16 protein-coding genes are annotated in these 19,745 nt (G+C 55.2%); 7 read left to right on the forward strand and 9 right to left on the reverse strand.

All coding sequences use genetic code 11. The annotated features are described in order from the left end of the window. Positions 1-149: 149 nt before the first annotated feature. The 6 genes from miaB to uvrB all read right to left on the reverse strand — a co-directional run bounded on the left by miaB (position 150) and on the right by uvrB (position 9,513). Positions 150-1,607 carry a tRNA (N6-isopentenyl adenosine(37)-C2)-methylthiotransferase MiaB gene (gene miaB, locus H8709_RS02240; protein WP_262396739.1) on the reverse strand — a complete coding sequence of 486 codons (1,458 nt, stop codon included), beginning with the start codon at positions 1,605-1,607 and terminating at the stop codon, positions 150-152. Between the two features lie 125 nt (positions 1,608-1,732). Then, positions 1,733-3,046, reverse strand: coding sequence for an alpha-amylase family glycosyl hydrolase (locus tag H8709_RS02245; protein WP_262396740.1), 1,314 nt, complete (start codon positions 3,044-3,046; stop codon positions 1,733-1,735). 140 nt (positions 3,047-3,186) lie between these two features. Continuing rightward, positions 3,187-4,389 (reverse strand): FprA family A-type flavoprotein, encoded by a 1,203-nt coding sequence (locus H8709_RS02250; protein WP_262396741.1) that lies wholly within the window; start codon positions 4,387-4,389, stop codon positions 3,187-3,189. A 63-nt stretch (positions 4,390-4,452) separates the two neighbouring features. Then, entirely contained in the window at positions 4,453-4,611 is a 159-nt protein-coding gene (gene rd, locus H8709_RS02255; protein ID WP_262396742.1) for a rubredoxin, read from the reverse strand. 88 nt (positions 4,612-4,699) lie between these two features. Continuing rightward, positions 4,700-7,522 (reverse strand): excinuclease ABC subunit UvrA, encoded by a 2,823-nt coding sequence (uvrA, locus tag H8709_RS02260; protein ID WP_262396743.1) that lies wholly within the window; start codon positions 7,520-7,522, stop codon positions 4,700-4,702. A 17-nt stretch (positions 7,523-7,539) separates the two neighbouring features. Further along, complete coding sequence (uvrB, locus tag H8709_RS02265; protein WP_262396744.1) at positions 7,540-9,513, reverse strand: excinuclease ABC subunit UvrB; 1,974 nt, start codon at positions 9,511-9,513, stop codon at positions 7,540-7,542. A 459-nt stretch (positions 9,514-9,972) separates the two neighbouring features. Between uvrB and H8709_RS02270 the strand changes: the two genes are divergently transcribed. Further along, a complete protein-coding gene (locus tag H8709_RS02270) occupies positions 9,973-11,448 on the forward strand; it encodes an APC family permease (protein ID WP_262396745.1) in 1,476 nt (491 codons plus the stop codon). Positions 11,449-11,531: 83 nt separating this feature from the next. After that, the gene (locus H8709_RS02275; RefSeq protein WP_262396746.1) at positions 11,532-12,908 is read left to right on the forward strand and encodes an MATE family efflux transporter; all 1,377 of its coding nucleotides are present in this window, start codon (positions 11,532-11,534) and stop codon (positions 12,906-12,908) included. A gap of 6 nt (positions 12,909-12,914) precedes the next feature. On the opposite strand, the gene H8709_RS02280 is transcribed toward H8709_RS02275, so the two are convergent. From H8709_RS02280 to H8709_RS02290, 3 genes are all read right to left on the reverse strand, one after another. Then, entirely contained in the window at positions 12,915-13,850 is a 936-nt protein-coding gene (locus H8709_RS02280; protein WP_262396747.1) for a hypothetical protein, read from the reverse strand. Between the two features lies 1 nt (position 13,851). Further along, positions 13,852-13,998: a hypothetical protein gene (locus H8709_RS02285; RefSeq protein ID WP_262396748.1), complete on the reverse strand. Its 147-nt coding sequence runs from the start codon at positions 13,996-13,998 to the stop codon at positions 13,852-13,854. A 189-nt stretch (positions 13,999-14,187) separates the two neighbouring features. Continuing rightward, the gene (locus H8709_RS02290; RefSeq protein WP_262396749.1) at positions 14,188-15,534 is read right to left on the reverse strand and encodes an MATE family efflux transporter; all 1,347 of its coding nucleotides are present in this window, start codon (positions 15,532-15,534) and stop codon (positions 14,188-14,190) included. Between the two features lie 114 nt (positions 15,535-15,648). Here H8709_RS02290 and H8709_RS02295 point away from each other — a divergent pair, with 114 nt between their 5' ends. The 5 genes from H8709_RS02295 (at position 15,649) to H8709_RS02315 (ending at position 19,732) form a co-directional block, all read left to right on the forward strand. Continuing rightward, positions 15,649-16,107, forward strand: a complete 459-nt coding sequence (locus H8709_RS02295) for an Lrp/AsnC family transcriptional regulator (protein WP_262396750.1) — start codon at positions 15,649-15,651, stop codon at positions 16,105-16,107. Positions 16,108-16,143: 36 nt separating this feature from the next. Further along, complete coding sequence (locus H8709_RS02300; RefSeq protein ID WP_262396751.1) at positions 16,144-16,707, forward strand: GntR family transcriptional regulator; 564 nt, start codon at positions 16,144-16,146, stop codon at positions 16,705-16,707. A 32-nt stretch (positions 16,708-16,739) separates the two neighbouring features. Next, a complete protein-coding gene (locus H8709_RS02305; protein ID WP_262396984.1) occupies positions 16,740-17,675 on the forward strand; it encodes a winged helix-turn-helix domain-containing protein in 936 nt (311 codons plus the stop codon). Between the two features lie 268 nt (positions 17,676-17,943). Next, positions 17,944-18,831 carry a DegV family protein gene (locus H8709_RS02310; RefSeq protein ID WP_262396752.1) on the forward strand — a complete coding sequence of 296 codons (888 nt, stop codon included), beginning with the start codon at positions 17,944-17,946 and terminating at the stop codon, positions 18,829-18,831. Positions 18,832-18,877: 46 nt separating this feature from the next. Further along, positions 18,878-19,732, forward strand: coding sequence for a DegV family protein (locus tag H8709_RS02315; RefSeq protein ID WP_262396753.1), 855 nt, complete (start codon positions 18,878-18,880; stop codon positions 19,730-19,732). The last annotated feature ends 13 nt before the right edge of the window (positions 19,733-19,745 follow it).

Below are 19,745 nucleotides of genomic sequence, written 5' to 3' on the forward strand. Positions count from 1 at the left end.
TTGCCGCGTTTGGCGGCGGTACTTTTATTTTGCCAAAAGACATACCTAAAATGATCGCTGTGCGATTATTTTTGCGCGTGAGGAGCGAACACGAAAGCGCGTATGTCCCCCGTGCATCACTTTGGTTGCATCAGGGGCGAAGTGATGGCTCACTCTTCCCGCGTTCCAAAGACCGCCCAGTTGGCGGCCCGCTCGATCTTAACATTCGCAAAGGAGCCGAAAAGGCTTTCCTCCCCAGGGAATTCCACGATGATATTTTGATCGCTGCGCCCCTGCACGGTGCCGGGATGCTTGCCCGCCCCCTCCACCAGCACCCGGAGGGTCTCCCCGACGAGGGCCTCGTGGCGGCGGGACGCGATGTCCTCCTGGGCGGCGATAATCTGCCGCAGCCAGGCCGACTTCTCCGCGTAAGGAACCGGGTCCTCCATCTGCGCCGCCCGGGTTCCCTCCCGCTTGGAATAGATGAAGGTGAACAGGCTGTCGTATTCGATTTCTTGGACCAGCGACAGGGTTTCAAGAAATTCCTCATAGGTTTCCCCGGGAAATCCCACCAGAATGTCGCTGGTAAAGGAGACGCCGGGAATTTTCTCCCGTGCGTACCGGATGAGGTCCACATACTGCTCCCTGGTGTAATGGCGGTTCATAGCCGAGAGGACCCGGCTGCTCCCCGACTGGACGGGGAGATGGATGTGCCGGCACACCTTTTGACACCGGGCAATGGCGTCGATGAGCTCCCGGGTACAGTCCTTGGGGTGGGACGTCATGAAACGGATGCGAAAGTCCCCGGGCAGGGCGTCGATCTGTTCGAGCAGTCCCGCAAAGGAGAGGGGCCGCTCCAAATTCTTGCCGTAGGAATTGACATTCTGCCCGAGGAGGGTGATCTCCTTGACGCCATTTGCCGTGAGCTGTTTAATTTCCTCCAGGATGGCTTCCGGCTCCCGGCTGCGCTCCCGCCCTCTGACATAGGGGACGATGCAGTAAGTGCAGAAGTTATTGCATCCATACATGATGGGCACCCAGGCCTTGACCCCGTCCACCCGGCGCACCGGCAGGCCCTCGACGATTTCCCCGTCGCTTTCGTGGATATCGAAGACCCTCCGACGGCTTTGGAGCTTTTGGAATAACAGCTCCGGCAGGCTCGCGAGCGCATGGGTGCCGAAGACCAAATCCACATAGGGAAAGCTCTTTTGAATCCTCTTCGTGATGTGGGGCTGCTGGACCATGCACCCGCACAGGCCGATGATCAGTTCCGGGTTCTTTTCCTTCTGGCGCTTGAGCTCCCCCACATTGCCGAAGACCCGGTCCTCTGCGTTTTCGCGCACCGCGCAGGTGTTAAAGATGATGAGGTCCGCTTCCTCCGGATTGCCGGTGAAGCTGTACCCCATCTGGGAGAGCATCCCCTCGATGCGCTGGCTGTCCGCCTCGTTCTGCTGGCAGCCGAAGGTCCGCACACAGGCCCGCGGCGCCCGGCCCAGACGATCATGCAGCATCGCCTTAACCCGATCCGCGTAGGTTTTCTGCAGGTCCCACAGGGGGCTCATGGCCGCGATGCCGCCGCTTTCCTGCGAAAAGGACAAATCTATCTCTAAATTTTTGCTTTGCGGCAAAATCTGATCTCCTTCCAAAAGAAATTCAAATTATTATACCATTTTTCGCCGTTTTATTCAACTGCATTCCTCAGAAAAGAGATAAGTGCTAGGGGTCCGCGTGTTTTCACGCGGACCCCTGAAATTTATCGTTTCGTCTTCCAATAGGCGACGCTGTACGGCGGCAGGGTGCTCCCCCCGCCGAAGTCGTGGAGGTCGCCGGTAATCAGGTCCACCCCTTGGCCGCACTGGGCGTCGAAGTGGGCGGTGTAGGCCTCGCTGTCGGCGTTGATGGCCACGATGACCCGCTCCTCCTCACACCTGCGCTGGAAAATAATCTGTTTGTTGGTCAGTACCACCGAGGTGTAGTCCCCGTAGCACAGGGCGGGGCTCTCCCGGTGAGCCTTCGCCATGGCCGCGATGCGCCCGGTCAGCTCATTTTCCTGGGGCGCATCAAAGGAGGGGCGCAGGCTCGCGTCGCTTCCCTGCTGCTTGTCGCCAAGCGCGCCCCACTCGCTGCCGTAGTAGACGCAGGGGATGCCCGGCATGGCGAACAAAAGGCCGTAAATGAGGGGCAGATGCTCCTTGTTTTGCAGAATGCTGGCCACTCGGGTGACGTCGTGGTTATCCACAAAGTTGAGCAGATGCTTGCCTTTATAGAGCGTCCAGTTCTCCGGCCCGAACTGGCGCAGGAGAGAGTGGCCGATTTCAAACAGATTCATGCTGTTAAAACTGGAATAAAGCCCCTTATAGCACTCGTAGTTGGTGACGCTGTGGAGCATCCCGTCGTTGACAAGCTGGTTGTAGTCCCCGTGGAGCATCTCCCCCACCAGGAAAAAGTCAGGCTTGAGGGAGTCGCAGAACTGGCGCAGTCGGTGCAAAAAGTCCCGGTCGATCATATAGGCCACGTCCAAGCGCAGGCCGTCGATGTCAAACTCCTCCACCCAGCCCCGGATGCACTCGAACAGGTGGGAGATGACGGCCTCATTGCGCAGGTTGAGCTTCACAAGCTCGTAGTGTCCCTCCCAGCCTTCGTACCAAAGCCCGTCGTTATAGCCGTCATTGCCGTGAAAATTCAGAAAAAACCAGTCCTTATAAGGGGAGTTTTCCCGGTTTTTCAGCACGTCCTGGAAGGCCCAGAATCCACGGCCCACGTGGTTAAAAACCCCATCGAGGACCACCTTGATGCCGTTTGCGTGGAGATCCTTACAGACTTCTTTAAAGTCCGCGTTGGTCCCCAGCCGGCAGTCCAGCACCCGGTAATCCCGGGTATCGTAGCCGTGGGAATCGGACGAAAAGAGAGGGGAAAAATAGATGGCGTCGGCTCCGGTCTTTACAATATGGGGAATCCATTGACTCACCTTATGGATGCGCGCCTGGGTGACGCCGTCGTTTTGTTCCGGGGCCCCGCAGAACCCCAGCGGATATATCTGATAAAATACGCTTTCGTTTGCCCACATAATAATTGCCTCCTCACCGCCCTGCAATTTTGCAGAAGCTAGCCACAGTATAGCATTTTTTCGCCTCAGTGACAACATTCTGCCGTTTCTGGAAGAAAATACCGCGGAAGGAACATTCCTTCCGCGGTATGCTTTTCTCGTTACAGGGCCTTTGCAAAATCGGCGCCGTAGGCTTTGGCCCGGGCGATTTCCTCCTCCGAGGGGACAAAAACGGCCCGGCAGCCGTCGCCGAAGACGTTGAATTTCAGCGCTTTCAGGTAGGTCGTCAGCATGGGGACCGCCTCGCCGCTCCACCCGTAGGAACCGAAGACCAGGCAGGGCTTCTTCTGGTTGTTGATCATATCCAGGTGGCTGAGCAGCTGGAGCACCGGCGGCACCGCCGCCCGGTTGAGAGTGGGCGAACCGATGGCAAAGGCGTCGCTCCCATTGAGCTGCGCCGCAAGCTCGTCCATTTTGTGGTCGTTGATGTCATAGACCGGGACCTTCGCGTCGGGCAGGACGCTCAGGATGCCGTCCCGGATGGCCTCGGCCAAAATGCCGGTGTTGCCGTAGGCGGTGCAGTAGAAGACCGGGATGGTGGTCCCCTCCTTCTTGGCCGGACGGCTCCACAGCTCGTACATCTCCTTGACGTGCTCGATGTTGCCGCCTTTTGTCAGGATCGGGCCGTGGCTCGTGCAGATAAAGTCGGGATCGAGGTCGCGAATCTTATCCATCCCCTTGCGCACATAGGGGGCAAAGGGGGCGAATATTGCGTCGTAATAACCCCTGAGAGCGATTTCATAGGCTTTGGGATAGGCCACGTTGACGTCAAAGCCATAGGGCTCGCAGTAGTGACAGCCGAAAAAGTCGCAGGAGAAGAGCACCTTGTCGTCCTCGCACCAGGTGAACATGGAATCGGGCCAGTGGAGGAAGGGCGCGATGATGAATTTGAGTTTCTTTCCGCCCAAATCGATCTCGTCGCCGTCCTTGACCACCTGCACCTTCATGTCGGGGCAGTTGGTGATATTTTTTAAATACAGCGCGCCGGCCTGGGAGGCCACCACCGTCAGGTTGGGGTTGAGCTCAATGAGCTTGGACAGGACCCCCGAATGGTCGGGCTCGTTGTGGTTCATGATGATGTAATCGATCTTCTCGATGTCCGCCACATCGTTAATATTGTCCTGGTAGGCCCGGAAATAGGTCTTGTGGCAGGTGTCGATGAGAGCGGTCTTTTCTCCGCCTTTGACCACATAGGAATTGTAGGTCGTGCCGTATTCGGTGGCCATCACGATGTCAAAAATACGCATGTTGGGGTTGAGCACCCCCACCGAGTATATCGAATCTGTAATTTTATAGGTTGCCATGTTTTCTATTCCCCTATCTTTAACAAAATGCAAGGAGGCCTTGAAGCCTCCTTGCATCCGAACTTATTCCGCTTCGAACATATCTTTACCAACGCCGCAAAGAGGACAGACAAAATCGTCGGGAACGTCTTCCCATTTGGTTCCAGGCGCAATGCCCGCATCGGGATCGCCTTGCTCCTCGTCATAAACGTAGCCGCAGACAGTGCATACATATTTTGCCATAAGAGAGTCTCCCTTCTCGTTTTGAGTTTGTGAATTTCTTAACTAAATTATACTGATTTAGTGTCGATTTGTAAAGAGGTTTTCGCAATTATTTGAGTATTTTTTTGAGGTATTGGCCGGTATAGGAGTTTTCGCACCGGACCACTTCCTCGGGCGTTCCGCAGACCACCACTTCACCGCCCCGATCGCCTCCCTCCGGGCCCAGATCAATGATGTAGTCGGCTGTTTTGATGACATCCAAGTTGTGCTCGATGACCACTACCGTGTTGCCGGTGTCCACCAGCTTCTGGAGGACCTGAATGAGCTTTTTGACGTCGTCGGCGTGCAAGCCGGTGGTCGGTTCATCCAGGATATAGATGGTGCGGCCGGTGGGACGCCGGGAAAGCTCGGTGGCGAGCTTGACCCGCTGGGCCTCGCCGCCGGAGAGGGTCGTGGCGGGCTGGCCGATCTTGACATAGCCCAGACCCACGTCGTAGAGGGTTTGGAGCTTCCGGCTGATCTTCTGATGGTTGGCGAAGAAGGCGAGCCCCTCCTCCACCGTCATTTCCAGCACGTCGTAGATGGTTTTCCCCTTATATTTTATCTCCAAAGTCTCCCGGTTATACCGTTTGCCCTTACAAACTTCGCAGGGCACGTAAATATCGGGGAGAAAATGCATTTCAATTTTGATGATGCCGTCACCCTCGCAGGCCTCGCAGCGTCCGCCCTTGATATTGAAGGAGAAACGCCCGGAATTGTAGCCCCGCATCTTGGCCTCCGCCGTCTGGGCAAACACATCCCGGATGTCGGTGAAGACGCCGGTGTAGGTGGCGGGATTGGAGCGGGGCGTGCGGCCGATGGGAGACTGGTTGATATCGATGACCTTGTCTAAGAGCTCCACACCCACCATTTCGCCGTGTTTTCCCGCCTTGGTCCGCGCGCCGTTGAGGTCGTGTGCCAACTTCTTATAGAGAATTTCGTTGATGAGGGAGCTCTTACCCGAGCCGGACACGCCGGTGACGGCGGTAAAAACGCCCAACGGGATCTTGACATCAATATTTTTGAGGTTATTTTCCTCCGCGCCACGAATCTCCAAGAATCGCCCGTCTCCGGAACGGCGCTTTTCAGGGATGGGAATCTTCTTTTTGCCGCTGAGATACTGCCCGGTGATGGAGGCGTCACATTTTTTCATGTCCTCCACCGTGCCGGCAAAGACCACCTCGCCGCCGTGGAGTCCCGCGCCGGGGCCGATGTCCACAATGTAGTCAGCGGCCAGCATGGTTTCGTCGTCGTGCTCCACCACGATCAGAGTGTTGCCCAGATCCCGCAGCCGTTTGAGGGTGGCGATGAGCTTGTCGTTATCCCGCTGATGCAGCCCGATACTGGGCTCATCCAGGATGTAGAGGACGCCCACCAAATAGGAACCGATCTGGGTGGCCAGCCGGATGCGCTGGCTCTCGCCGCCCGACAAGGTGCTGGCCGACCGGGATAAGGTCAGATATTCGAGCCCCACGCTCTGCAAAAAGCCCAAGCGCTCGGTAACCTCTTTCAGGACCCGGTCGGCAATCATGTGCTCGCGCTGGCTGAGGTCCAGGTTTTCAATGAAGTTGAGGGCGTCCACCACCGACATTTTGGAAAACTCGCTGATGTTGATGCCGCCCACCGTGACGGCCAGCACCTCTTTTTTAAGCCTCTGGCCGTGGCATTCCGGGCACTCCACCGTGCTCATGTAGGAAGAGATTTCCTCCCGCATCCAGTCGCTGTTGGTCTCCCGGAAGCGGCGCTCCAAGTTATTGACCACGCCCTCAAAATCGGTGAAATAGGTGCCGTGGGAGAGCTCGTTTTCCCGTGTCAGCTTGATCTTCTCCCCCTTGGTGCCATAGAGGAGGATGTCGATGACCTTTTTGGGCAGCTCACGCACCGGCGTGTCCAGAGAGAAGCCGTAGTGCTTGGCCAGCCCCTCAAAGTACATCTGGGCGATGCCGCCCTCGGCGTAGTACCAGCCGCTGACCTTGATAGCCCCCTGGCGGAGGGAGAGCTTCTTGTCCGGGATGACCATGTCCGGGTCCACCTCCAGGAAGGTGCCCAGGCCCGTACACTTCTCGCAGGCGCCAAAGGGGTTATTGAAGGAGAACATCCGGGGGGACAGTTCGTCGATGCTGATGTTGTGCTCGGGGCAGGAATAGTTCTGGGAAAACATGATCTCTTCCCCGCCCACAACGTCGATGACCGCCAGCCCGCCGGTGAGTCCCACCGCCGTCTCAATGGAGTCGGCCAGCCGGGAGCGGACGCCGTCCTTGATGACCAGGCGGTCCACGATGACCTCGATGGTGTGCTTCTTATTCTTTTCCAGTGTGATCTCCTCGGAGAGATCGTAAAGATTGCCGTCGACCCGCACCCGGACATAGCCGCTTCTGCGGGCGGCCTCAAATTCCTTCTGATGGGTGCCCTTTCTCGCGCGGACGACCGGGGCCATGATCTGCACCCGGGTGTTTTCCGGCAGTTCCAGCACCCGGTCCACAATCTGGTCCACCGTCTGCTGCTTGATCTCCCTGCCGCAGACCGGGCAGTGAGGGATGCCGATGCGGGCATAGAGCAGACGGAGATAGTCGTAAATTTCGGTGACCGTTCCCACGGTGGAACGGGGGTTTTTGGACGTGGTCTTCTGGTCGATGGAGATGGCCGGAGAAAGCCCCTCGATGTAATCCACATCCGGCTTTTCCATCTGGCCCAAAAACTGACGGGCGTAGGAGGAGAGGCTCTCCACATACCGCCGCTGTCCGTCCGCGTAAATGGTATCGAAAGCAAGCGAGGATTTTCCCGAGCCGGACAGGCCTGTGAAAACCACCAGCTTGTCCCGTGGAATTTCCAAATCCACATTCTTTAGATTGTGTTCTCTTGCCCCTTTGATGACGATTTTATCTCTTGCCAAATTCTTCCCTCCAGCCTCTAACCCTGTTCCCTGAGCTTATTGATCATATCGCGCAGATAGGCCGCGTGCTCAAATTCCAGAATTTTAGCGGCGTTTCTCATTTCCGCCGTATATTTCTTAATCAGCGCTTCCCGCTCCTCGCGGGAGAGCTTCTTGCCCTTCTTGTTTTTGACCTCTTCCTTCTTGGAGATTTCCAAAATCTCCCGGACGTCCTTTTTGATGGTCTGGGGCACGATGCCGTGCTCCTCGTTGTATCGCGTCTGGATCTCCCGGCGGCGCTGGGTCTCCCGGATGGCCCGCTCCATGGAGCCGGTGACGCTGTCGGCATACATGATGACCTGACCTCCGGCGTTGCGCGCCGCGCGGCCGATGGTCTGCACTAACGATGTTTCGCTGCGCAGGAATCCCTCCTTATCCGCGTCCAAAATGGCGACCAGGGAGACTTCGGGGATGTCCAATCCCTCGCGGAGGAGGTTGATGCCCACCAGCACGTCAAATTCGCCCAGACGCAAGTCACGGATGATCTCCATGCGCTCGATGGTGTCGATGTCGTGGTGCATATAGCGCACCCGCACCCCCATGTTTTCCATATAGGAGGTCAGATCCTCCGCCATTTTTTTGGTCAGGGTGGTGACCAGGACCCGCTCGCCCTTGGGGGTGCGCAGGTTAATTTCACTGAGCAGGTCGTCGATTTGTCCCTCCACCGGCTTGACGGTGACCACAGGGTCCAAAAGTCCGGTGGGACGGATGACCTGTTCCACGATCTGGGTACTGTGCTCCCGTTCCAGGTCGCCGGGGGTGGCGCTGACGTAGATGATCTGGTTGAGCTTGCCGTAAAACTCCTCGAAATTGAGGGGTCTGTTGTCCAGCGCCGAGGGAAGGCGGAAGCCAAACTCGATCAGGTTTTGCTTTCTCGCCCGGTCCCCGGCGAACATGCCCCGCACCTGGGGCAGGGTCACGTGGGACTCATCCACAAAGAGGAGAAAGTCGTCGGGGAAATAGTCGAGGAGAGTAAACGGACAGCTCCCCGGCTCCCGTCCGGACAATACCCTGGAGTAGTTCTCGATGCCCTTGCAAAATCCGATTTCCTGGAGCATCTCGATGTCATAGCAGGTCCGCTCTTTAATTCTCTGGGCCTCGATGAGCTTGTCCTTGGACTTAAAGTAGGCCACCCGTTCCTCCATCTCCCGCTCGATGTCCACGAGGGCCCCTTTCATCTTGTCCTGGGGCACAATATAGTGAGAGGCGGGATAGATGGCCACATGGGAGACCACGCTTTTGACTTGCCCGGTCAGAGGATTGATCTCGCTGATGCGGTCGATTTCATCGCCGAAAAACTCCACCCGGATGGCCGTCTCCCCCGAGTAGGCGGGGAAAATCTCCACCACATCGCCCCGGACGCGGAATTTATTGCGGACAAAGTTAATATCGTTGCGCTCATATTGTATTTCCACCAGCTTTTTGAGCAGGGAGTCCCGGTCTTTCTGCATCCCCTGACGCAGGGAGATAACCATGTTGCGGTAGTCAATGGGGTCGCCCAAGCTGTAAATGCAGGAAACCGAGGCGACGATGATCACATCCCGCCGCTCGGACAGAGACGAGGTGGCGGAATGGCGCAGTTTCTCAATCTCCTCATTGATGGCGCTGTCCTTTTCGATGTAAGTGTCGGTGGAGGCAATATAGGCTTCCGGCTGATAATAGTCATAATAGGAAACGAAGTATTCCACCGCGTTATTGGGGAAAAACTCCTTAAATTCAGAGCACAGCTGGGCTGCTAAGGTTTTATTGTGGGCCAGCACCAGTGTGGGCCGGTTCATCTGGGCGATGATATTGGCCATGGTAAATGTCTTGCCGGAGCCTGTCACGCCCAGCAGGGTCTGTTCCCTGTCTCCCCGCTCAACGCCATTCACCAGCTGGGCGATGGCCTGGGGCTGGTCGCCCGTCGCCTGATAGGGGGAAACCAATTGAAATTTTTCCTGGTGCTCACTCATATTCATTCTCCAAAAGTAATCCGGTTCCGCATTCGTATTATAACGTTATAATTGTTCCGATAACGCCGTCTTTATCAAATAGTTTCGTTAGAACGAATGTTCTGAACCTCATTTTACATCAGTCCATCCTCGATGTCAACCGAATTATTATAGCATTTTTCGACATCTCTTTCAATTTTTTCTTTTACTTTTTAAACTTAATAAAAAAGAAAAGAAAGGGCAGTTTTCACCATTTTTTCGAGGATGAAGACGCCCGTCACCCAGTTTCCAACCGGTCCCAATACCCATGGTGCTCCCAGCTTTCATCATAAAAGGGCGTGCCAAATGGGATTTTTCTGAGTTTGCAGCCGCTGGTTAAAGACATGCGCTTCTTCCAACCTTCATGGCCTATGAGTGGCTTTTCCTACGATTTTACATAGGATGGTGGGAAGAAAAAAAGCATGAAAGGAAGCGATGCGAATGCAGGACAAGGAAGTAATTCCTGTTTTAAAGCGGTGTTTGGGCCTTAGGGAATCCATCACAATCACGACCGGAACCGTCATCGGCGTGGGGCTCTTTACCGTGGGGGCCAATGTGGTGGGACTATTGGGACCCGCCGTCATCTTGGCCACTCTCACCGCCCTTTTGATCAGCGTCTATCCTGCGCTGCTCTATGCCGAGATGGGCGCCGCGCTCCCCTATTCCGGCGGTACCTATCAGTATGCCTCTTTAGGGCTGGGGCGTCCTTTCGGCATGCTGGCGGGCTGGTGTTTCATCATCTCCATGGTATCGGTGGCAAGCGGCGAAGCGCTGGCTTTCAGTTATTACATTAGGACCCTCTTGGAGGCGCTGGGGATTTATCTCCCACTCAGCGACCGGTGGATCGCCTGTCTAGCGGTAGTGGGATTTCTCCTCTTAGCAGCCCGGGGCGTGGAGATGAGCGGACGGATGCAAAACGGGTTCCTCTTTTTCTTTTGGGGCGTGGCCGTGGTTTGGATTTTTTCCATGCTCCCCTCCATGCACTTTGGCGGGACGCTTGTGATTCCCAACCCCGCAAGCATGACCCTCGCCGGGTTTCTGCCCTGTGTCGCCATGATCTGGTGGTGCTTTGCGGGATTTGAGACCTGCTGCGCCATGGGCGAGGAAATCCGCCACCCCCAGATCAACCTGCCCCGCGCTTTGATTCTGGCGCCGTTTCTGGTCTTTGCTGTCAATGGGCTTTTCCAATGGGCCCTGCTGTGCATCGTGCCGCCCGCGTCCCTCGCCTCTTTGGCAAGCGCCGCCGCGCCCTACGCCGAGGGGATGAAGCTGGCGGGGGTCATCGGGTTCCCACTTATTCTCCTTTGCCTGGGCATTGCCTTCGGGGGCGACTTTTCCACCCTCAATGCCAGTGTTTCCGCGCCCGCCCGCTACCTGTATTCCATGGCCAAGGACGGCGCGCTCCCCAAATTCCTCGGGAAGCTCCACCCCCGTTTTCAGACGCCCATCCCGGCTATCCTGGTGCTGGGCGGCTGTATGCTGCTCTTAATCTCCACCAATTCCTTATCCATTATCGCCTCCCTCTCCCTCTTTGCCACACTGCTGTATTACGTCATCGGCATAGCGGCCGCTTGTGGGCTACGCATCAAGAATCCGCAGCTTGACCGCCCCTACCGTGCGCCGCTCCTTTGGCTGGGAGCGCCGGTCAGTGTGTTGATCTATCTGCTCCTGATGACCCAACTCGACCCCACGGCTATCGTCGCCGGTGTGATCTGGTGTCTAGTGGGGCTTATTCTCTTCGCCGTCTGCCGCCGCAAATACAAAAAGAGGGAAACACAGCCAACGCTTCCTCCTCTGCCCCCGCCCCCTTCCGCGGAAACAAAGCGGAAAATGGACCGGGAATATCATATCTGGTGCGTTGTGGTGGCCGCCGCCGCTTTGGTGGTCCTGGGGCTGCACCTGGCGTTTTTGCTCTAACATAACGGCAATCCCTGATGCATAATTATGAAACAGACAGGCCAAGCCGGCCTGTCTGTTTCATAATGGATGGAGGGCGAGCCATGGCCAATCATAAGCTGCTGACGGAAGGGAGCCCCTTCTCAACTTTACTGCGTTTCTCCCTGCCTTTTTTGTTATCGAATATTTTGCAGGCGTGTTACGGCGCGTCGGACCTCTTCATGGTCGGACATTTCTCCGACTCCATCGGCGTCTCCGCCGTGGCTACCGGCGGACAAGTGATGCAGACCATCACCGGTCTTTCCATCGGGCTCACCGCCGGCGGCACGGTGCTCATCGGCCGCTATTTCGGCGCGAAAGAGCGGCAAAATATCGCCCATGCCATCAAGACCATGGTCATCGTCTTTACCCTCATTTCCTTAGCGCTCACCGCCGGTACCATCCTGCTGCTGGGCCCCATCTGCTCTATGATGCAGGTCCCCGCCGAGGCGGTGGAGACCACCCGGCAGTATCTGTTGATCTGCGCCAGCGGGATTTTGTTCATTGTAGGCTACAACGTGGTCAGCGGTATCCTTCGTGGGCTCGGAGATTCGAGGACCCCGCTCATTCTCATCACCGTGGCCTGTATCATCAACGTGTCCACCGATCTGCTGTTTGTCGGCGTCATGCGTTGGGGCGCGCCAGGCGCCGCCATTTCCACCGTCCTCGCCCAAATCATCAGTCTAGTGCTCGCCGTCTTCTACCTGGCCTTCAAGGGCTTTCTACAAAAATACCGGCGTAGCGGGCCGCGATTCCGACTCTATGCGGCCAAGGGCGTCCTGTCGGCAGGACTTCCCATCGCGTTGCAGGAGGGCCTTGTCAATATCTCCTTTTTAGTCATCACCGCTATGATCAATAGCCTGGGTCTCATCGCCTCCGCTTCGGTGGGCGTGGTGGAAAAGCTGATCGTCTTCAGCATGCTGCCCACCACCGCCTTTTCCGCGGCCCTTTCCGCCATGACCGCCCAGCACCACGGGGCGGGGCTGATGGAACGGGCCAGGCGTTGCCTTTGGATTGCCATCGGCCTATCCTTAATCTTCGGCCTGGCCTGTCTAGGGCTTTCCCAGTGGGACGCTCCCGCTCTGGTGGGACTCTTCACCGTCGATGCCCAGGTCATCGCCCAGGGCGCGCTATACCTGCGCTCTTACAGCTTAGACTGTGTGCTGGTCTGCTTTGTCTTTTGCATGAACGCGTTTCTCAGCGGCAGCGGCCATTCCTTCTTCCCACTGGTCCATAGCTTGGCCACCACCTTTTTGGTGCGCATCCCCGCCTCCTATTTTCTCATCCATGCCAAGCATCCGTCCATGTTCCACATCGGCTTTGCCGCGCCCGCCGCTTCCTTCCTCTCCATGCTTCTGTGCCAGTGGTATATTTCCAAGCATTATCCAGAACCTCGAAAGGCCGGGAAACACGGCATGTCTCTCTCCGCTCTGTCGTCCTGATATTCCCTATTTCCCGGGCAGCAGGGTGCGAAGCTCCACCGCCGCCTCCAAAAAGGTGCGGTTGGTATGAGGGTCCCCCAAGCTCTCAATGGCCTGCATGAGGCGCAGCGCCTTTTTCCTCGTGCGCTTGCCATGGGAGAGATAGTCGTGAAAGTTGGGCAAGAGCCGGGAAAAATCACTGCGGTATTCTCCCCGTACTTCCACCGCCCCAGAGAGATGGACGATCAGCGTCTCCAGAGCGGGAAGATCCCGGTAGAGCGATTCGACTTTGTGCCCCAGCCGCACCTTTTCCATGGAGGCGATGGTGATGTCGAAGATGAGGAAGGTGAGCATTGCTTCCAACAGCGGCGGAAGCAGCCCGTCGGACAAAAACTGGTTGACCGTCGAGGAGCCAAAGAGGCAGACCGATGCCAGCTTGCCGGAGAGCTTGATGCAGGTCGCCAGAATGCACAGGGCGCCCATCGCAAAATAAAGGGCGGGGCGGCAGCGCATCAGAAGGTGCAGAAACACCACCCACATCAAAAACAACAGATAGCGGCAGGCATAAATCAATCCGTCCTGCACACCAGCCAGACGCTCATAAAAGGAAAAGAGCTCTGAAAGGCTGGTTCCCATTTGGCGAAGATGCGCCAAATAGATAGGGTTACCGGCAAGATGGTGGGCGATTTCCCACTGTTCCCGGCTGATTTGTCCCGCTCGGCCGATCAGGTCCTTTTCCAGGGATATGCCGGTCAGCGTTTGTGGTACCCCGGTCTGGCGGAGCACTTCCTCCGAAAAATAGACGTCTCCGGAAAACTTTCCGCCGGAGGCGTACTGGTAAAGAAGCGACGGGTGCTCCCGCTGCATCCATTGGCAAAAGCCGGAACCCCACAAACGAGAAAGAAATATGACCAGAAAAAACGCGGCGATAGCGGCCGCTGCCTTCCCCATCGTTTTCCACAAATTACTTCACCTGCACTCTCTTTGCCCATTCCTTCCTAGTATTTTTCTTTTGCCCGTGAATAAACATGCCTGCTTGTCCCAAAGCAAAAAGCATGGGAATTTTCCCATGCTTTTTTAGTTTTGCTTTAAAAATTAATGCGTAGAGCATTCGCGCCAAGCGCTTTGCCCTCCATGCGCAAAAATAGCCGCTACTGCGGCTATTTTTTTATTAAGTAAGGGAAAACATCCACGACATAGTCCCCCATAAAGGAATCTTTTTCCTTCGATTTGCGGTCCGCGGCGATTTCGCTGTCAGCCGGTTTTGTCGGCAATCTTTTTCATCCGCTATCGTTCCTATTTAGCCATGATTGTACGTGAGCCCACTTTTGCCGATTTTTCGGTAGTAAGCAAACCCCACCCCGTCGGCAATTACCCAGCCAATGGGAATCGCCCACCAGATACCCTGGAGTCCGATGGCGGGGATGGGGGCCAGCAAGTAAGCCAACACCACCCGGATACCCAGGGATACCACCGTCAGCACCACGGAAATGCCCGGACGCCCCATGCCACGGTAAAGGCCATAAAATAAAAATAGACAACCGATGCCGCAGTAACAGGCTCCTTCGATGCGAAGGTATCCCATACCGATGGCCACAATTTCCGTTTGGGCCGGGTCAACAAAAATCTCCATCAGGGGTCCTGCAAAGGCGAAGACCAGGACGGATATTGCCACACAAAAGAGCAAGACTGTAACCACGGCGGAGCGAATGCCCGCACGTATGCGCCTTTCCTCACCTGCTCCATGGTTTTGTGCGATAAAGGTGGAAAAAGCATTACCAAAGTCCTGGACAGGCATATAGGCAAACGCATCGATTTTCACGGCGGCCGCAAAGGCGGCCATTACCGCGGCTCCGAAGCTGTTAACCAGCCCTTGAATCATTAAAATACCAAAATTCATCACCGACTGTTGGACACAGGTAAGCAGAGAATAGGAAAGAATGTTGCGCACCGTCCTTTGCCGGAATCGAAGATGCCGTTTATGTAGCCGCATTAGGCGGGTCTTGCGGAAGGTATACCAAACGATGCATGCGGCCGATACCCCTTGAGCAATCACCGTCGCTTCCGCCGCCCCCGCGATGCCTCGGTTTAGCGCCAGGACAAAGAAAAGATCCAGCCCCACATTCAAGAGGGCGGATACCCCCAAGAAGACGAGAGGCGCCGCTGAATTTCCCACCGCCCGCAGCAGGGAAGCAAAGAAGTTATACAGGAAGGTAAAGCCCAGCCCCCACAAGACCACCGATAGGTATTCCCGGGTGGGCGCGTACACCTCAGCCGGCACCTGAAGCAGATGGAGTATGGGATCCAGAAGGAGCATGACCCCGAGGTTTAGGAGTACGGTAAGTCCCGCAATCAGCACAAAGGAAACAAAAATGCCTTCCTTCATCCGCTCCTCCTCCTTGGCGCCAAAGCACATGGAAAAGAATACGCCGCTGCCCATACACAGTCCCAGCAAAATGGACGTGAGAAACGTCATCAGGGTAAAGGAGGCCCCCACGGCCGCCAAAGCATCGGATCCGATGCACCGGCCCACAATGAGGGTGTCGGTGACGTTGTAGAGCTGCTGCAATAAATTGCCTAAAATCATGGGCAGGGCGAACAACAGCATGGAACGGGTTACGTTCCCTTGTGTCAAATCTCGTTGCACTTCTCGCACTCCTTACGATTAGAAAGTTTACTCTTTCGTTTCGTTTATATAATACATAATTGACTTTCTAATGTCAATCATGTATCATCATAATGTAGAAAGAAGGAATGCAGGATGTTTCTGGATGGATTGGACGAGATGGACCGCCGCATCGTGGAGCTGCTCATTCACAATGCGCGCATTTCCTATTCGGATCTCGGCAGCGCGGTGGGACTTTCCCGGGTCGCGGTTGCCGCGCGGGTAAGCGCACTGGAAAAACGGGGGATTATTGAAGAATACACCACCGTCATTAACCCCCAAAGGATGAATGGAGCCGTTTCCTGCTACTTTGAGATCGAAACGCAACCGGCCTGTCTGGAGGAGGTCATCGGCATTCTCAATCGCTGTGAGATTGTGACGCAGATCTACCGGGTCTCTGGGAAAAGCAAACTCCACGTGCATGCCGTTGCGGCGGGGCAGCAGGAAATGGAGGATTTCCTAGCCGGTGTGATAGACAGCCTGCCAGGGGTTACTTCCCTTTCCACCAACATCATCCTTTCCCGCATCAAGGACATCAAAGGCCTCCGCCTTTAAGGGTGAAAAGCCGGCGCTCGCAATGGCACCGGCTTTTTGTATGCGGAAAACCGGTGGCTTGGGAAGGGTGGATCCATTAAAATAGATTTCCAGCCTTATCCATGTTATAATGATAAAAGTAATAAAAACAGGAAGGAACAAGCGATCATGGAAAGCAGTATGACAGATATTATTTTTGATTACTTTACTTCCCGGATTCAATTTGGTTATTATGGATATGGGGATTCCTTGCCCTCCATTAGCTATATCCGCCGCCACTTTCAAGTCAGCGCCCTAACAGTGCGCACCGCTTTTTCCCGGTTGGAAGATGAGGGGTATATCAAAACCGCAGAGCGGCGGGCCGCTACCGTCATCTACCGGCAGGTGGGACAGTTGGAACGCCGGTATGCCGCCACCTTTTTAACGCGAAAAGATGGAATGGACGACATCTGCCGATGCAGCGGCATTATTTTTGACCCCATTGCAGCCACCGCTTTTCGGCGCCAGAACCCTGCCGTAATTCGCCAAATTCTGCTGCAGCTGAAAAAGGCCGAGGGGCACGAGGCCAAACAGGTTGCAGGTTTTATGCGGAGGCGATACAGCAGCTCCAAAACCCGCTAGCCCTTAACCTCTATTGGGAAGTGGTGCGCTACATGCGTCTCCCCTATCTGCGCCAACCCGCCAACTTTGGCCAAACTAACGAGGAGGCGGCTACCCACATCAAACGGATCCTTTCCTTCGCGCGGAAAGAACGCTTCGATGAAGCCGTGGCTGAGATGGCAAACTTTAACGGTAACGTCGTGCAAATGTTTCTGCGGCGGCTCCACACCGCCTTTGACCGGGAGGCAGACGTGCAGCAAACTCCCTTTGTGTGGCAGATTTACCGGGACCGTCCCCAGGTATGCTATACCGTTGCCGCTCAAATTATAAGAAAAATTGATGGAAACATTTATCGGGCTGGGGAATTGCTCCCCTCCTGCCAGGCGTTGGCCAAGGAGTACGGCGTCTCCTCCATGACTATGCGCCGCACACTCGCACTTTTGGGCCAAATCCGTATCACCGAGACGATCAACGGCGTAGGCACCAGGGTCATTCCTCAAGGATGCAAAACACCTCCCAATTTTTCGTGTCCGCAAATTCAAAAGAATCTGCTTTTGTTCCTGCAAGCCTATCAGCTTTGTGCTCTGACCTGTCAAGACGTGACAAAACACACCTTTTCGTCGATGGATGGCCATGGATATAGGGCATTGGCCGACCAAATTCAGAAAATTAAAGAAGCAGGACAGATTTTTCTGCTGCCTGGGGTCTGCATCCAGTTTATCGGTGGCCGCAGCCCCTCCCCCTTCATCCGGGAAGTCTATGAGAAACTCAGTGCGCTGCTCCTTTGGGGCCACGCCCTGCGCATCTTCGACCGGAGGCCGGAGAAGAACGAAGCTTGCAGCCGCTGTGCCGTTGAGCTAGAAAAGGCCCTCGAATGCCGGGATGTAACGCGCATTGCCGCCCTGATTTTTGAACGCCTCCATGCGGGTGTGGCGGCTTCCAAGAAGTTGCTTTTGCAGCTCGACTTTGCAGAAAAAGCGCTTATCTAGCTGTCAATCTAAGGATCATGTACAGAAATGAAGGTCCTACATGGAGTGCGGGGAACAATAAGGGTGGGCCTCTTCATCAACTAAGCTGCAAAGCCTCAGATACCCATCCTGTGTCCATCGGCATTTTATATAGTTTTCTTCTCTGTTTGTCGAATTTATTATTGCAATGAGCTACCATGATACGTTATAATAAAAAGGTATCTGCGGCATTTACCACAGCCAAGTGCGACGGTCAGACACCGGCGTGCGGAAAGCGAGGAAGAAGTATATGGAGCCTTATGTGATTAGCTGTTGTTCCACAGCGGACCTAACCGAAGAGCATTTTTTACAGCGGGACATTCGCTATATCTGTTTTCACTTTTATCTGGACGGAAAACAATACGATGACGATCTGGGAAAGTCCATTCCCTTTGCGGATTTTTATAAAGCCATGCAAGATGGCGCGCAAACCAAGACTTCCCAGGTCAACGTGGATGAGTTCATCGACTATTTTACCCCCTTCTTAGAACAGGGGCAGGATATCCTTCATGTCTGCCTGTCCAGCGGGATCTCCGGGGTCTACAATTCCGCCAACGCCGCCAGGGACGAACTCATGGAGCGCTACCCCGACCGGAAGATCTATGTGGTGGATTCCCTGGGCGCCTCCTCCGGGTATGGACTACTCATGGATCAGCTTGCCGACCTGCGGGACGCCGGCATGGGAATCGATGAACTGGCTGCCTGGGCCGAAGCGCACAAGCTGGAAGTACACCACTGGTTTTTCTCCACCGATCTCACCTTCTATATCAAAGGCGGCAGAATCTCAAAGGCTTCCGGCTTTGTGGGAACCATTCTGGGCATTTGTCCCCTGCTCAATATGAGTGACACGGGAAAATTGATTCCCCGCTCCAAAATCCGCTCGAAAAAGCGGGTCATACAAGAAATTGTCAAGCGGATGGAGGAAAACGCCGACGGCGGTCTCGACTACAGCGGCAAATGTTATATCTCTAATTCCGCCTGCTATGACGACGCCAGGGCGGTGGCCGATCTGATCGAGGCACGTTTTCCCAAGCTTTCGGGACGGGTGGAAATCAATCACGTGGGCACCACCATCGGCAGCCACACTGGACCGGGAACGGTGGCCCTCTTCTTCTGGGGCAAAAAGCGGGACAGCTAGTCCTTATTTGTAAACAAACAGGATCATATAAAAGCGAGGGGACATCATGAAGATCAAAGTCACCTCCGACAGCACCTGTGACCTGTCGGAGGAACTCATCAAAGAATACCATATCACCTTGACGCCTTTGACCGTCATCAAAAATGGGGAAAACTTTAGGGACGGGGTGGATATTTCACCAGCGGAAATTTTCGCCCATGTGGACGCGGGCGGGGATTTGTGTTCCACGAGCGCCGTCAACATCGACGAATACCGCGCCCTCTTTTCTGAAATGTCGGCCCAGTACGACGCGGTCATCCATGTCAATCTGGGCTCAGGTTTTTCCTCCTGCTATCAAAACGCCACCCTTGCCGCTCAGGATTTTGACAATGTCTTTGTGGTGGATTCCCAAAACCTTTCCACCGGCCAGGGCCACATCGTCATGGAGGCCTGCAAACGGGCACAGGAGTGCCGGGATCTCACCGACGTTGCAAATTTATGCGAGGAGCTCCGGGCGCTGACCAACCGGGTGGAAACCAGTTTCCTTCTCGACCGGCTGGACTATATGGTCAAGGGCGGGCGTTGTTCCATGGTTATGGCGCTGGGTGCCAACCTTTTAAAGCTCAAACCCTGTATCGAAGTGGTAAACGGTAAAATGCAGGTGGGTAAAAAATATCGGGGCAGTTATGCCAAATGTCTGGAAAGCTACGTCAAGGAGCGCTTGAACGGCCGGGATGATCTCATCGAAGATCGGCTCTTTATCACGCACACCCCCGTTTCCGAAAAAGATCTGACGGTAGTCAAACAGGCCGTTTCCCAGTATGGTCGTTTTCCCCATGTGTATGAGACGACTGCCGGCTGCACCATCTCTTGCCACTGTGGGCCCAACACCCTAGGCGTCCTTTTTATCAGAAAAAAATAAGTACTACAATAAA

The organism is Zongyangia hominis, assembly GCF_014385095.1.
Lineage (GTDB): Bacteria > Bacillota > Clostridia > Oscillospirales > Ruminococcaceae > Zongyangia > Zongyangia hominis.